At 72.9% G+C, this 13699-nt stretch carries 12 protein-coding genes; 3 read left to right on the top strand and 9 right to left on the bottom strand.

From position 1 onward, the window contains the following. Positions 1-94: 94 nt before the first annotated feature. From ACIGXE_RS29700 to ACIGXE_RS29670, 7 genes are all read right to left on the bottom strand, one after another. The gene (locus ACIGXE_RS29700; protein WP_399752005.1) at positions 95-997 is read right to left on the bottom strand and encodes a S1 family peptidase; all 903 of its coding nucleotides are present in this window, start codon (positions 995-997) and stop codon (positions 95-97) included. 158 nt (positions 998-1155) lie between these two features. Continuing rightward, entirely contained in the window at positions 1156-1971 is an 816-nt protein-coding gene (locus ACIGXE_RS29695) for a DUF1684 domain-containing protein (protein ID WP_399752003.1), read from the bottom strand. A gap of 21 nt (positions 1972-1992) precedes the next feature. Further along, entirely contained in the window at positions 1993-2976 is a 984-nt protein-coding gene (locus tag ACIGXE_RS29690; protein WP_399752001.1) for an ABC transporter substrate-binding protein, read from the bottom strand. Positions 2977-3102: 126 nt separating this feature from the next. Continuing rightward, positions 3103-3855: an amino acid ABC transporter ATP-binding protein gene (locus ACIGXE_RS29685; protein WP_399752207.1), complete on the bottom strand. Its 753-nt coding sequence runs from the start codon at positions 3853-3855 to the stop codon at positions 3103-3105. A 5-nt stretch (positions 3856-3860) separates the two neighbouring features. Then, positions 3861-4748: an amino acid ABC transporter permease gene (locus ACIGXE_RS29680; RefSeq protein WP_399751999.1), complete on the bottom strand. Its 888-nt coding sequence runs from the start codon at positions 4746-4748 to the stop codon at positions 3861-3863. A gap of 173 nt (positions 4749-4921) precedes the next feature. Further along, a complete protein-coding gene (locus ACIGXE_RS29675) occupies positions 4922-6754 on the bottom strand; it encodes an FAD/NAD(P)-binding protein (protein ID WP_399751997.1) in 1833 nt (610 codons plus the stop codon). Beyond that, positions 6751-7602: an amino acid ABC transporter permease gene (locus ACIGXE_RS29670; RefSeq protein ID WP_399751995.1), complete on the bottom strand. Its 852-nt coding sequence runs from the start codon at positions 7600-7602 to the stop codon at positions 6751-6753. The genes ACIGXE_RS29675 and ACIGXE_RS29670 overlap by 4 nt, the downstream gene beginning before the upstream one ends. 468 nt (positions 7603-8070) lie before the next feature. On the opposite strand from ACIGXE_RS29670, the gene ACIGXE_RS29665 reads away from it, so the two are divergent. Both ACIGXE_RS29665 and ACIGXE_RS29660 read left to right on the top strand, forming a co-directional pair. Continuing rightward, on the top strand, positions 8071-8550 hold the full coding sequence (locus ACIGXE_RS29665) for a GNAT family N-acetyltransferase (protein ID WP_399751993.1): 480 nt from the start codon (positions 8071-8073) through the stop codon (positions 8548-8550). After that, positions 8547-9536 (top strand): transporter substrate-binding domain-containing protein, encoded by a 990-nt coding sequence (locus ACIGXE_RS29660; protein ID WP_399751992.1) that lies wholly within the window; start codon positions 8547-8549, stop codon positions 9534-9536. The genes ACIGXE_RS29665 and ACIGXE_RS29660 overlap by 4 nt, the downstream gene beginning before the upstream one ends. Positions 9537-9543: 7 nt before the next feature. On the opposite strand, the gene ACIGXE_RS29655 is transcribed toward ACIGXE_RS29660, so the two are convergent. Beyond that, complete coding sequence (locus ACIGXE_RS29655; RefSeq protein ID WP_399751990.1) at positions 9544-10767, bottom strand: DUF5685 family protein; 1224 nt, start codon at positions 10765-10767, stop codon at positions 9544-9546. Positions 10768-11111: 344 nt separating this feature from the next. Here ACIGXE_RS29655 and ACIGXE_RS29650 point away from each other — a divergent pair, with 344 nt between their 5' ends. Beyond that, positions 11112-11549, top strand: a complete 438-nt coding sequence (locus ACIGXE_RS29650) for a cell division protein SepF (protein ID WP_399751987.1) — start codon at positions 11112-11114, stop codon at positions 11547-11549. Between the two features lie 63 nt (positions 11550-11612). Here ACIGXE_RS29650 and ACIGXE_RS29645 read toward each other — a convergent pair whose 3' ends face one another. Then, positions 11613-13388: an MFS transporter gene (locus ACIGXE_RS29645; RefSeq protein WP_399751985.1), complete on the bottom strand. Its 1776-nt coding sequence runs from the start codon at positions 13386-13388 to the stop codon at positions 11613-11615. Positions 13389-13699: the final 311 nt, after the last annotated feature.

The raw sequence follows: 13699 nt of genomic DNA, 5'->3' as shown, positions 1-13699 counted from the left end.
GGAGTCTCGGGCTGTACGGCGGACGGCCGCAAGGGCGGCTTTCGGCCGTACAGCCTTCAACTGACCAGCTGTGTGCGGGAGTTGCTCGCCTGGCTCAGTACAGGCTGACCTTGTACTTGGCGAGCGCCTCGGGCACCGGCTGGAAGAACGTGGTGCCGCCGGACCGGCAGTCGCCGCTGCCTCCGGAGGTGATGCCGAGCGCCTTGCTGCCGTCGTAGAGCGGACCGCCGGAGTCGCCGGGCTCGGCGCAGACGTTGGTCTGGATCAGGCCGCGCACGGTGCCGCCACCGGAGTAGTGGACGGTGGCGTCGAGGCCGGTGACCGTACCGCCGTGCGTGCCGGTGGTGGAGCCGGTGCGCTTGACGGACTCGCCCACGTAGGCGTTGGCCGCGGTGTAGCCGCCGGAGTGGCTGAGCGAGGTGTTGTCGTAGCGGACCAGGGCGAAGTCGTCGCCCGGGAAGCTGGACCCGACGGTGGGGCCGATCAGCGTGGACTGGGCCGAGTTGGCGTACCAGGTCTTCACGACGTTGCCGCAGTGGCCGGCCGTGAGGAAGTAGTACGTCGAGCCGCTGACCACGTTGAAGCCGAGCGAGCAGCGGTAGCCGTTGCCGTAGATGGCGTCGCCCGCGGCGAGCAGGGGCTTGAAGACCCCGGGCGCGCGCTCGACGCGCAACGCTCCGGCGTCGGCGCCGGCGGCGCGTCTGATCTTCGCGAGGCCGGCCTCGGACACGGTGGAGTCGGCGGTGACGACGACCCGGCCGGCGGCCTCGTCGACGTACCAGGCGGTGCCGCCGACGTCCGCCTTCAGGACGGCGGCGTCGGCACGGGCGAGCGCCGCGGCGCTCGCGGGGCCGGGGGTGGGGGCTGCCTGGGCGCCGGGGAGGCCGAGGGCGGTGGCGGCCGCGACGGCGGAGGCGACGGCGAGCAGTCGGATGCGCGTGGTCCTCACTGTTCTCCTTCGGGGTACGGCGGAGGGACCCGCGGGTGACGGATCCATGAGGCACCGTCAGGTGACGTGTTCCTGACATGCACCGCGAGCGATACTGGCCCGTCGAAGCGGAGCGCACAAGACCGCCCACACGTCCCGTCTACGCGCGGGGACACGCGCGGACGACGCGGCCCCCCGTAGGCCCGCGCCGTCCGCGGTCGACGGCTTCAGCCCCCGACGACCCGCCGCTCCCCCGCCGCGACCGCCGTGTCCAGCGTGTTCCCCGGCGGCGGGAAGGGGCAGATGAAGTGCGCCGCGAACGCGCACGGCGGCAGCAGCGCCCGGTTGAGATCCACCGTCACCGAGCCGTCCGCCGCGGGGGCGGGGGGCCGCAGGAACCGGAAGCGATAGCTGTCCCGCCCGCTGGTGGCGTCCGCGAAGACCGCCCACAGCGTGCCGTCGTCCTCCACCGCCACCTGCAGGCTGTGCTCGGCGCCGTGCAGGTCGAAGACCAGCTCACCGGCGAGACCGAGCCCGCGCTCCTTGCCGTCCGCGTTCTCCACCCGCACGTGCCGGTCCTCGCCGTACGGGCGGAACACTCCCGGCCGCACCCACGCCTCGTCGTACGGCGTGGCCTCGATGCCCCGGAAGGAGCGCCGCGCCTCCGACTCGGGGTCGAAGTCCCGCACCGCCCACTCCCCCTCGCGGCGCAGGACGACGAGCCGGCGGCGCGCCGACTCGACCCGGGACTCGTGGATCGGGGCGTGGTCGGCGGTCAGCCGGACCGTGCCGATCAGCGGCTTGCCGTCGACGGTGATCGCGTCCTCGGCGCCCGCGGTCAGGACGACCTCGTCCCCCTCGGCCCGCCACTCCCCCGGAACGGCCGGAATTCGCCCCTCCGGGAAGTCCGACAGCCAGTACGTGCCGGTCAGCGAGAGCGGTCCGTACGACGAGGCGACCGCCGCCGTCCGCTGCTCGTGCCAGTGCTGCCACTCCTGCCGGGGATCGTCGCCGTGCGCGCCCCGTGCTGCATCCGTACTCATGGTGTGTCACCTTTCCACACGTCAGTTACCGGTGCGGGGCAGGCCGGGCGGGTTGATCTCGGAGCGCGGCACGGCCTCGGTGCTCAGTCCCCAGCGCTTGAGGACCTGCGCGTAGGTGCCGTTCTCGATGATGTGGTTCAGGGCGCCGGCGTAGGCCTCGACGAGGCCGCTGTCCTTCTTCGTGGTGGCGGCGATCTTGCCCTGGAGCCCCGCGCCGGCGCCGGAGAACTTGCCCACGATCTCGGTCTGGCCGGCCGAGGCGACGTGATAGGCGGAGGTCGGGTTGGGGCCGAGGTAGGCGTCGATGCGGCCGGACTGGAGGGCCAGGTAGTAGTCGGTCTGGTTCTGGAAGTACTTGATGTCGACGGGCTTGCGGCCCGCCTTCTCGTTCTGCCGGCTCCAGTCGACCAGGATCTTCTCCTGGTTGGTGCCGGAGCTGACCGCGATGGTCCGGCCCGCGACGTCGGCGGGGCCCGCGACCTTCCAGCCGGCGCCCTTCTTCGCCTCGAAGGCCAGGTCGTCGAGGCGGTAGGTGGCGAAGTCGTACTTGTCCTTGCGCTCCTCCGTGACGGTCACGTTGGAGAAGACGCCGTCGAACTTGCCGCTGTCGAGGCCGACGAAGAGGTTCTCCCAGGAGACCGGCGAGAACTCGGGCTTCACGCCGAGGGTGTCGGCCACGAGCGTGGCGAGGTCGAGCTCGACGCCGATCAGCGTTCTGTCGTCGGTCGCGTAGAAGGCGAGCGGCGGGGCGCTGCCGGTGGAGACGCCGAGGGTGAGCGTGCCGCGCTTGCGTACGGCCTCGGGGAGCTTGGCGGCGAGGGCGTCGACCTTGGCGGTGTGGACGCGCCGCTGGTCAGGGCCGAGGTTGATGGTGGTGCCCGCGCCCTTGCGGTCCTTGGGCGTGACGGTGTCGGTGGCGGCGTCGCTCGCGCCGCAGGCGGTGAGCAGGCCGAGGGCGGAGAGCGTGGCGAGCGCGACGACGAGCGGGCGGTGGCGGAGGGACATGACGGAACTCCTTCGGTGGGTGTGGTGGGGCAGGGGGATCTCGGGGGAAGGGGACCTCAGGGGTAGAGGCCCTACGGGTCGGAGGACCTACGGGTCGGAGAGCCTCGGGGGCAGCGGAACCCGGGGTCAGAGGACCTTGGAGAGGAAGGCGCGGGTGCGTTCGTGGCGGGGGCTGTCCAGGACCTCCGCGGGCGGGCCCTGCTCGACGATCTGCCCCTCGTCCATGAAGACGACGGTGTCGGCGACCTCGCGCGCGAAGCCGATCTCATGGGTGACGACGATCATCGTGGTGCCGCCGGCGGCCAGGTCCTTGATCACGTCGAGCACCTCGCCGACCAGCTCCGGGTCGAGCGCGGAGGTCGGCTCGTCGAAGAGCAGCAGGGCCGGTTCGAGGGCCAGCGCGCGGGCGATGGCCACGCGCTGCTGCTGCCCGCCGGACAGCTGCTTGGGGTAGGCCCGCGCCTTCTCGGCGAGGCCGACCCGGTCGAGCAGCTTCAGGGCGGTGGCCTCGGCCTCCTTGCGCGGCCGCTTCAGGGCGGAGACCGGGGCCTCCACGATGTTCTCCAGGACCGTGAGGTGCGGGAAGAGGTGGAAGTTCTGGAAGACGAAGCCGATCCGGGTGCGCTGCTTGAGGACCTCGCGCTCGCGCAGCTCGTACAGCTTGTCCCCGGAGCGGCGGTAGCCGACGAGCGTGCCGTCGACGCTGACGGAACCGCTGTCGACCTTCTCCAGGTGGTTGATGGTGCGCAGCAGGGTGGACTTGCCGGAGCCGGAGGGGCCGAGGACGACGGTGACCTCGCCGGGCCGGACGTCGAGGTCGATGCCGCGCAGCACCTGGAGGTCCCCGAAGCTCTTGCGGACGGACCGGACTTCGACCATGGAGCTCATCGGGTGCTCCCCTTCGCGTAGTGGCGTTCGACGTAGTGCTGGACGACGGAGAGCGCGGTGGTCAGCAGGACGTACCAGGCGGTGGCGACCATCAGGAGCGGGACGACCCGTCCGTTGCGGCCGTAGACGACCTGGACCTGGTAGAAGAGCTCGCCGATCGCCATGACGGAGACGATCGAGGTGCCCTTGAAGAGCGAGATGATCTCGTTGGCGGCGTTGGGCAGGATCGAGCGCATGGCCTGCGGAAGCACGATCCGCCGCAGCTGCCGCAGCCGCGGGATGCCGAGGGCTGCCGCCGCCTCCAGCTGGCCGCCGTCCACGGCCAGGACGCCGCCGCGGACGATCTCCGCCGCGTAGGCGGCCTGGTGGAGGGCGAGACCGAGGACGGCCGCGCTCATCGCGCCGACCAGGCCCATGGTGTCGAAGGACCAGAAGCTCGGCCCGAAGGGGATGCCGAGGCTCAGCTCCTTGTACAGGTAGGCCAGGTTGAACCAGAACAGCAGCTGGACGATGAGCGGGATCGAGCGGAAGGCCCAGATGTAGCCGAAGGCGACCGCCTTGAGGAAGGGGTTCGCGGACAGGCGCATGAAGGCGAGCACGATGCCGAGGGCGAAGCCGAGGGCGGTGCCGTAGAAGGTCAGCTGGAGGGTGACCCAGACGGCCTGGAGGATGGCGTCGGCGGCGAAGAAGCGGGCGAAGACGTCCCACTCCCAGCCGGGGTTGGTGACCAGACCGTGCAGAAACTGGGCGAGCACGACGGCGGTGGCGGCGACGGCGACCCAGCGCCAGGGGTGCCGTACGGGCACGATCCTGAGGGCCGGCGGGTCGGTGGCGGGGGCTTGTGCCCGGGCGAGGTCGACGGGCGGATCACTGGTCAGGGACATGGAGGTACCTCGGGTCGGCGGGGAGGACGGGGAGAGTCCGGGGAGACGGGCGGGCGGACGGACGGAGGGACGGACGCCGGACCGACGGACCGGCGGACGGACCCACGGACCGGCGGACGGACGGACCGGCGGACGGACGGCGGAAGCGCTCAGGCGCTCAGGCGCTCAGGCGCTCAGGCGCTCACCGGTGCCGAGGCCTGGGTGGATTCCGCCGGACAGGACAGGTCGCGCAGCAGCGTGAGCGCGGCCCGCGCGGTCCGGTCGTTCTGGCGGAAGGCGAAGCCGCCGGTACGGGGGCGGGTGAAGGCCCCGCCGGCCCGGGAGGTGGTGTGCGGGCCGAGTGCGAAGCGCCGTGGGTGCGGGCGTCCGTCGCTGCCGAGGACCCGGCCGTCGCCGGGGTCGACCGCGAGCAGCCCCGCCTCGGTGGCACGGGCGCCGTCCTGGTGGAGGGAACGGAGCAGCGGGGCGGCACTGTGCGCCACGGTGGGGTCGGGAAGCCTGGCCTCGACGAGGGCGCGGGCCTCGGTCCACTCCCCCGGCAGGCTCGTCGAGGAGGCCCGGAAGACGCCCCGTTCCTCGTCGGTCTCGATCGTGACGCCGGCGCCGAGGAAGCGGACGATCCCGGCGTCGGAGAGGGCGAGCAGCTGCCGCAGCCGGGGGCCGGGCGGGCCGGAGGCGAGGTAGCTGAAGAAGCCGTGCCACCAGTTGCCCGGGTCCCCGATGTCGCCGATCCGCGCCAGCTGGCCGTAGACGGAGAGCAGGGCGTCGAAGACGGCCAGGTCGGGGCTGTTCGCAGGGTCGTGACGGCGGGTCAGGTCATCGGCGACGTACCGGCGCAGTCCCTCCTGGAGGGCGTCGGCGGAGGCGTACCGGACCCCGGCGAGGGGATGGTCGAGGGCGGCCGGGTCGAAGCGGTCGGCCGGGTCCGGTACGGCGCGGGCGACCAGCGCGTCCAGCTCCGGACCGAGGGGCGCGGCGGCCGCGTACCGCTCCTCGAAGTCCTCCCGGGCGACGGCGGTGCGCTCCGGGTGGGCGGTGAAGAGCCGGTGGTAGTGGGCCCAGCCGAGCTCCTTGGCGACCAGCGGCCACAGGTCGCGCCGGAAGTCGACCGGCCGGCCGGCGGCGAGCAGCGCGTCGACCTCGGCGGGTCCGAAGAAGCGCGGCAGCGGCGGGCGTTCGCCGGCGAGCTCGTAGCCGATCTTCGAGTGGTACGGGACTCCGCGCCGCGACCCGACGTACAGCACCGGCTCCCGGCCGGACGGCACGTACACGAGCCGGTCCGGGTCCGTGGCGTGCTTCTCGTACCGCCCGCCCCGCCCTTCGGTGAGCAGCACCATCAGGTCGACGAAGGCGAGGCCGAAGCCGCGGACCAGGACGGGCTGGCCGGCCGGCAGGACGGACAGGTCGGAGTCGGCGGTGAATTCCGGCGGCAGGTGCACCAGGCCGTGCCGGGCGGCGAACCCGGCCGGCTCGCGCAGCCGGGCGTCGGGGCGGGCGTCGAGGTGGCCGAGGGCGAGGACGACGAGGTCGGCGGCGAGCGGTACGGCGTGCCCGTCGAGCCAGACCCGCTGCCGCCCGTCGCGCGGGCCGGTGACCCGCAGCGCGGTGGTGGGGTGTTCGTGCACGGTGACGCCGGGCGGCAGGGCGGCCCGGGCCCGGGCGTGCACCCAGCGCAGGTAGGCGCCCTGCTGGGGGCGGGTCGGGAAGGCGCGGCCGTCGATGCCGGCCCATTCGGCGAGGCTGGGACCCGGGAGTACGGGCCCGTCGATGCGCACGGTCTCGTCGGTGAACATGGTGACGTCCTCGGCCCGGGAGTTCATCCAGAGCAGCGGGGACTGGGCGGTGCGCCAGATGCGTCCGGGGCCGGCCGGGTGCGGGTCGACGAGGTGGACGTCGAGGGGCCGGTCCCCGTAGAGCTCGGGCAGGTTGGCGGCGAGCCGTTCGAGGAAGCCGGTGCCGCGGGGCCCGGCGCCGACGACGACGACCGAGGGGCGTCCGGCGCTCATCGCGTGCCGCCCGTGCCGCGCGCGTAGTACCGCTCGACGTAGTGCTGTCCCACGCCGAGGACCGAGGTGACCAGGACGTACCAGACGGTGGCGACCAGGAGCAGCGGGATGACCTGGTAGGTGCGGTGGTAGACGAGCTGGACGGAGTAGAGCAGGTCCTGGACGGCGATGACGGAGACGATCGAGGTGCCCTTGAGGGTGCCGATGAGCATGTTGCCGGCCGGCGGCACGATGGAGCGCATGGCCTGCGGCAGCACGATCCGGGTGAGCCGGCGCCGGCGGCCGAGGCCGAGGGACTGGGCGGCCTCGATCTGGCCGCGGTCGACGGAGAGGATGCCGCCGCGCACGACCTCGGCGGCGTAGGCGCCCTCGTGCAGGGTGAGGCCGATGACGGCGACGGAGACGGGGCCGAGCAGGTTGACCGTGTGGATGCCGAGGATCGTGGGGTACAGGGCGCCGATGTTGAACCAGAACAGCAGCTGGACCAGGATCGGCGTGGACCGGAAGAACCACACGTAGCCCCAGCTGACCGCGCGCAGCACCGGGTTGGCGGAGAGCCGGAGCACGGCCAGCAGGGTGCCGATGGCGAAGCCGAGCACCATGACGACGGCGGTCAGCCACAGCGTCAGGCCGAGGCCGCGCAGGACGGCGGTGGAGGTGAAGTAGGCGCCGACCACGTCCCATTGGAAGGCCCGGTTGGTGACGACGGAGTACAGCCCGAGGGCGGCGAGGACGAGGACGGCGCCGGCGGCGGCCCACTGGCCGGTGCGGCGGGCCTGAACGATGCGGAGCGCCGGTTCCGGTGGCGCCGGGGCGGGGGCGGGGGCTTGGGTGAGGATCGCGGACATGGCGAAGGCTCCGTGGATTCCAGAGACGGATCGAACACGGGATGCGCCTTCAGCGCGCGGTGAGCCGCGGACCCGAGCCCCTCAGCAGGGTCCGCCCCTTCACGCTACGCGGAGCGCACGCCGCCCTGTCAAGTGCGTCCGGATGATGAGCCGTACGTCTCATCGTGGTTGACGCGGAAACGGATGCCTGTTCCACTTGGGCCATGCATCCGCAGCAGTGGCTGGTCACGCGCTCCCACATCGACTTCGGTCGTGTGTGGTCCTCTTCCTGTTGAGCCGACCCCCTGCTTCTCCCTGCCCGCGTGCTGTTCTCCGCGGCGCCTTCACCCGCGCACCTCTCGTGAGCACCCGAGCCTGACGCCCCTCGTTCAGCGTTCCCTCACTCTGCCTCCCTCCCCCTTTCGCTCCCTTTCGCCCTCCCTCCTCTCCCCTCCTCTCCTTTCCCTTCCTTCGTCCTGAAGGACCGTCATGACCTTCGCGTTGTCCGTGCACCGGACCACGACCACCGACCCCTTGGCCCGCCCGCTCCTCGACGAGCTGGCGCACGAGTACACGACCCGGTACGGCTCGTCGGAGGACCTGAGCCGCTATCCGGCGGAGGAGTTCACGCCGCCGCGCGGGGCGTTCCTGCTGCTCCTTGAGCAGGGGTTGCCCGTCGCGGGCGGCGCCTACCGCCGCTACGACGAGCACACCGCCGAACTGAAAAGGATCTGGACCCACTCCGGGCACCGCAGGCGCGGGCTCGCCCGAAGGGTCCTGACCGAGCTGGAACGGGAGGCCGCCGAGCGCGGCTACACCCGCGTCTACCTGACCACCGGTCCGCGTCAGCCCGAGGCCAAGGGCCTCTACCTGGCGACCGGATACCGCCCCCTCTTCGACGTCGCCGCGGATCCCGAGTCGATCGGACCGCTGCCGTTCGAGAAGCACCTGGAGACCCCGAGACCATGAGCACCCCGCGTACGACGCCGGGCAGGAGCCCGCGTACCCGACGTCATGCCGCCGCCTTCGGGCTGATCACCGCCGCCGCGCTGCTGCTCACCGCCTGCGGCTCGGGCGACCCGGTGGCGGCGCCGGCCGGCGCGACGGGCAAGGGGGGTGCGCGGGGCGCGCTCCCGACCGAGGACGTGGTCTCGGGCGTGCGGAAGAACGAGGCCGCGGCGAAGCTGCTGCCCGCCGACGTGCGGCAGCGGGGCGCCCTGACCCTCGCCGCCTCGGTCGGCAGCCCGCCGAGCTCGGCCTACCTCCCCGACGGCCGGACGATCGTCGGCCTGGACGTCGACTTCTCCGACGCCGTGGCCAAGGCGCTCGGCCTGGAGCTGAAGCGCGAGCCGGCCGGCTTCGAGGCGATCCTGCCCGCGCTCGGCAGCGGCAAGTACGACGTCGGCACGGGCAACTTCGGTGTGACGGAGGAGCGGCGCAGGACCATCGACTTCGTGACGTACGTCAACGACGGCCAGGGCTTCGCGGCCCGTTCCGACAGCACGCTGTCGGCCGTCACCGACCTCACGCAGCTGTGCGGCCTCAAGGTGGCCACCGGCGCGGGCACGACCTTCGAGCGCACCCTGGAGAAGAACAAGGGCAGGTGCGCCGAGGCCGGCAGGAAGCCGTACGAGGTGAACGTCTTCAACGAGCCGGGGGCGGTCTGGATGTCGCTCCAGCAGGGCCGCAGCGACGTGGTGATGAGCACCATCAACGGCATCCGCTACGCGGTGACCCAGCAGCCGGGCGTGAAGTTCCTGAACGAGTACCGGCGCCTCGACGTCGGCTTCGCCTTCAAGAAGGGCACACCCCTGGCCCCGGCCTTCCAGGCCGCCGTGAACGGCCTGAAGGCGGACGGCACCTACGACCGCATCCTGCGGAAGTGGGGCGTGACGGCCTCGGCGATCCCGGAGTCCCGGATCTCGCCGCCGGAGCTGCCGGCGCCGAAGAGGTGACGGGAGGTCAGCAGCCGTCGCAGGGGCAGCAGCAGTCGCAGCCCGAGCAGTCCGGGCAGTCGCAGTCGTAGCAGCAGCCCTCCCGCTTCTTGCGCGACCAGGGGCCCTCGTACTCCTTGGCGCAGCAGATCTGGCAGGTGCAGAACAGCCAGGTGAACATGGCGCAGCCGGCGAGGAAGCCACGGGGCTTCTTGGGCTGCTGCGGTCCACCGGCGCCGAACTGCGGCGGCAGGCCGCCGGGGCCGCCCGGGCCCGCGGGCCCGGGCGGCCCTCCGTAGGGGTTACCCCCGCCGTGCGGGTTGTACGAGCCGTACGGCCCCGGGGTGCCGCCCCCGTAGGGGTTGCCCTGGGCGGGTCCCGGGGCTCCGTGCGCGCACGTCGTGCCGAAGGCGCGGTCGACCGAGGCGCGCAGCTCGTGGGCGAGGAGCACATGGGCGAGCCGGGCGTCGGCGAACTCGACGTCCTTCAGGGCGAGGCGGATGCCGTGCAGCGCGTCGTCGGCGAGCCTGCGGGCCTCCTCGCGGGAGGTGCCGGTCGCGGTGAGCGGGTTCCAGGCGCCGGCGGCGTCGTCGGCGGCCTGGTCCTCGACGGCGTCCAGGAGATGGGCGAGGCGTCCGAAGAGGCGGCCGGCCTCGGCGAGCGGCGCGGCGTTGCCGGGGCGGCCGGCGAGCGTGGCGGTGTGCGCGAAGGCGGCCGCGGTCGCCGTCTCGGTCGGCTCGGTGACGACCAGCAGCGGGGTGCCGGGTCCGGCGAGGGCCTCGATGCCGGTCTGCCGGTCGACCGCGTCGACCAGGACCGCGGTGTCGAAGCCGAGGTCGCGCCCGGTGCGCGCGCCGGCCCGGTCCCAGGAGCGGGCGACCCGGCGGGCCGCGGCGGCGACCGGACGCCGGGCCAACAGGCCGTCCCGGTCGGCGACGTGGTCGCGGACCTTCGCGGAGGCGAGGACCAGCGACACGGCGGCGGCGAGCCGGGCGCCCTCGCCGCGCGCGACCGGCGCGGTGCGCATGGCGCGCAGCGGACAGGGCCCCGCTATGCGGCGCCCCGCCTCGGTGGTGCCGGTCTGAGCCTCCGTCAGGACCGAGACGATCAGGCCGTCGTAGTTGGTGACGACCCGGGCGAACTGCCCGTGGTCGGCGCGAAGTGCCAGGCAGAGGCCGCAGAGATGGGCCATCCAGTCGGTCCTGAGGCCTTCGGTGAGGCGATGCGCGCAGGGCCTGACGATTCCGAACACTGTGACTCCCCCGTACCTTGCACCCTCGCCGCGCGTCGGTCCGCGCGGCCGCGTCGGGCATCGTACCGAGGAGCGTACGAGGGCGATCCGTTCACCCGTACGTCCCCCTCGTCACCCTTCCGGACCGACTTTCATATTTTAAGTTGCGCGTCCCGATCCGACCCTCTGTCAGCCCCCGCATACCGCTCGAACCCTGACGAATCGCCAGATTTCGAGCCTTACGTTCTGCACCAGTACCGTCACGAATCCCCTGCGCGCCGACTATCCACTTGGCGCGCGATCCGCATGATGGACGACGATAGGGAATGCGGAACCACGAGTGACCGCGCTGAAAGGAGGCGTCCATGGGATCGGTGCGCAAGGCCAGTGCCTGGCTGGGACTCGTCGAGGACAACGACGAGCGGTACTACGACGACGAGTACGCCGACGGTGCCGAGAGCGGCGGCGACGCATGGGTGACGGACCCGCGCGTGCGGGTGGCGTCCGACACGGCGCACGAGCAGGGCCGTCGGATCGCGACCGTCTCACCCGACGGGTTCCGGGACGCCCGGGGCATCGGCGAGCTGTTCCGGGACGGCGTCCCGGTGATCGTGAACCTGACCGCGATGGAGCCGAACGACGCCAAGCGCGTGGTCGACTTCGCCGCCGGTCTCGCCTTCGGCCTGCGGGGCTCGATCGAGCGGGTGGCCACCCGGGTCTTCCTGCTGACCCCGGCCGACACGCAGATCGTCAGCGGTGAGTCCGCCGGACGCTCGCAGGACGGCTTCTTCAACCAGAGCTGAGGACGGCGGGCCCCGGCGCGAGGCCGGTCGGCCCCGACACCCCCGGCGCGGCCGGTGGTCCCGTCAGTGGCCGGGCCTTCCCGATCCGGCCGGCTCGGCCCTGCCCCGCGAGGCGGGGACCCGTACGGCATCCGCGGTCTCGCCCCCCGTCCGCGGCTTCCGGTCCCCGCCCCCGGTCCGCTGCTGCGGCGCGCCCCCGGGCGCCGTCCGCCGCTTCGGCTCCGCGTCCCCGGGCGCCGGGTACGCCGGCGCGGGCACCGTGTCCTCCCCGGTCTCCGGTTCCTGTATCGCCGCGCACTCCATGACGCGCGGCAGCCGGAGCGCCATCAGCGCGCCGATCAGCAGCAGGCCCGCGCTCACGAACAGCGTCACGTGCAGACCGTGCACGAAGGCGTGCCGGGCGGCCGTGTGCAGGGCCTCGCCCGCGGTGCCGCCGAGCTGCTCGGCGACCTGGTAGGCCTCGCCGAGCGAGTTGGTGGCTGCCTTGGCGGCGCTGTCCGGCACCCCGGGCACCCCGCTCAGCGCGGGCGCGTACGCCGCGTTCATCACGCTGCCGAGCAGGGCGGTGCCCATGCCCGCGCCGAGCTGGTACGAGGTCTCGCCGATGGCCGCCGCGCCGCCCGCGCTCTCCGGCGGCGCCTCGCTCAGCATCGACTCGTACGCCGAGAAGAGCGTGGTCTGCAGCCCGAAACCGAGCAGCACGAAGCCGACGGTGAGCAGCAGCGGCCGGTCGTGGTGCCCCATGAGGACGAGCAGCAGCACCGCCGAGGCGGTCAGCAGGAAGCCCCAGCCGACCATCCGGCGCGGGCCGAGCCGGCGCAGGGTGTACGAGCCGGTGGCGCCCGCGGCCATGGCGGCGAAGGTCAGCGGGAGCAGCCGGAGGCCGGTCTCCAGGGGGCTGAGGCCGATCACCAGCTGGAGGTACTGGACCGCGATGAGCTGCAGGCCGACCAGGGCCAGCATGGCGAGCACGACACAGCCGACCGAGGTGGTGAAGGCCGCCCGGGCGAACAGCCGCATGTCGATCAGCGGGTGCGCCCGCCGCTTCTGCCGCCGTACGAAGACGACGAGCAGGGCGACGCCGAGCAGCAGCGGACCGGCCGTCGCCGGTTCGAGGGGCGGGTCACCGGCACCGAGCCGCTTGACGCCGAGGACGACGCCGAGCACGCCGGCCGCGGCCATGAGGGCGCCGAACACGTCCCAGGGGCCGTCGGAGCCGCCCCGGGACTCGGGCAGCAGCAGCCGCCCGAGCGGCAGGATCAGCGCCATCAGCGGGATGTTGATCAGGAAGACCGAGCCCCACCAGTAGTTCTCGACCAGGAACCCGCCGAGCACCGGCCCGGTCGCCGCGCCGATGGCGGCGGTCGCGGTCCAGATGCCGATCGCGGTGGCCCGCTCGCGCCGGTCGGGGAAGACCGCGCGGAGCAGGGAGAGCGTCGCCGGCATGATCATCGCGCCGCCGACGCCGAGCAGCGCGCGGGCGCCGATCAGGACCTCGGGGGCGGTGGCCAGCGCGGCGACCGCCGAGGCGACGCCGAACAGGCCGTAGCCGATCAGCAGCACCCGTCTGCGCCCGACCCGGTCACCGAGGGTGCCGAAGAGGATGAGGAGCGACGCGCAGATCAGCGGATAGGCGTCGACGATCCACAGCAGCGCGGTCGAGCTCGGGCGCAGGTCCTCGGTGAGGGAGGGGACGGCGACGTGCAGCACGGTCGCGTCGAGCGCGACGAGCAGCAGACTGACGCAGAGGACGACGAGCACGACCCAGCGGTTGGCGCCGCCGTCGGTTCCGTGGCCGAGGGGCCGCGGCCGCGTTCCGGCCGTGATCGTCCGCGCCATGTACGTACCTCCCAGTGAAGCCCTCGCGCTCGGCGGGCACCGGCCGGGAGCGGCCCCCGGGGCGGCCCGGCATCGACGGGCGAGTGAGCCGTCAGCGTACGCGAGTTCAAGCCCCGAGCGCGTGGTGCAGCTCTCACCCCGGCGGGCCGCGGAGTGTGGCGTACGCCACTCGGGTCGGGCCGCGCGTCCGCTGGAATTCCCCGCGGCGGACCGTTCGCGGAATTCCCCGGACACTCAAACACACTTCCGGAAACGCCCCTCCGGCAATAGGGCGGAAGGTCATCGGATTTTCCGACGGACGACGGGAACAA

The sequence above is a fragment of the Streptomyces sp. NPDC053431 genome (assembly GCF_044544925.1).
In the GTDB taxonomy this organism is placed as follows: domain Bacteria; phylum Actinomycetota; class Actinomycetes; order Streptomycetales; family Streptomycetaceae; genus Streptomyces.
Note: the sequence above shows the minus strand (reverse complement) of the source record. Positions and strands in the feature narration are given on the sequence as shown.

Bases quoted from the DNA above. Each gene is read 5' to 3' on its own strand.
- ACIGXE_RS29700 (WP_399752005.1), bottom strand. From the start codon at position 997: ATGGATCCGTCACCCGCGGGTCCCTCCGCCGTACCCCGAAGGAGAACA.
- ACIGXE_RS29695 (WP_399752003.1), bottom strand. From the start codon at position 1,971: ATGAGTACGGATGCAGCACGGGGCGCGCACGGCGACGATCCCCGGCAG.
- ACIGXE_RS29690 (WP_399752001.1), bottom strand. From the start codon at position 2,976: ATGTCCCTCCGCCACCGCCCGCTCGTCGTCGCGCTCGCCACGCTCTCC.
- ACIGXE_RS29685 (WP_399752207.1), bottom strand. From the start codon at position 3,855: ATGGTCGAAGTCCGGTCCGTCCGCAAGAGCTTCGGGGACCTCCAGGTG.
- ACIGXE_RS29680 (WP_399751999.1), bottom strand. From the start codon at position 4,748: ATGTCCCTGACCAGTGATCCGCCCGTCGACCTCGCCCGGGCACAAGCC.
- ACIGXE_RS29675 (WP_399751997.1), bottom strand. From the start codon at position 6,754: ATGAGCGCCGGACGCCCCTCGGTCGTCGTCGTCGGCGCCGGGCCCCGC.
- ACIGXE_RS29670 (WP_399751995.1), bottom strand. From the start codon at position 7,602: ATGTCCGCGATCCTCACCCAAGCCCCCGCCCCCGCCCCGGCGCCACCG.
- ACIGXE_RS29665 (WP_399751993.1), top strand. From the start codon at position 8,071: ATGACCTTCGCGTTGTCCGTGCACCGGACCACGACCACCGACCCCTTG.
- ACIGXE_RS29660 (WP_399751992.1), top strand. From the start codon at position 8,547: ATGAGCACCCCGCGTACGACGCCGGGCAGGAGCCCGCGTACCCGACGT.
- ACIGXE_RS29650 (WP_399751987.1), top strand. From the start codon at position 11,112: ATGGGATCGGTGCGCAAGGCCAGTGCCTGGCTGGGACTCGTCGAGGAC.
- ACIGXE_RS29645 (WP_399751985.1), bottom strand. From the start codon at position 13,388: ATGGCGCGGACGATCACGGCCGGAACGCGGCCGCGGCCCCTCGGCCAC.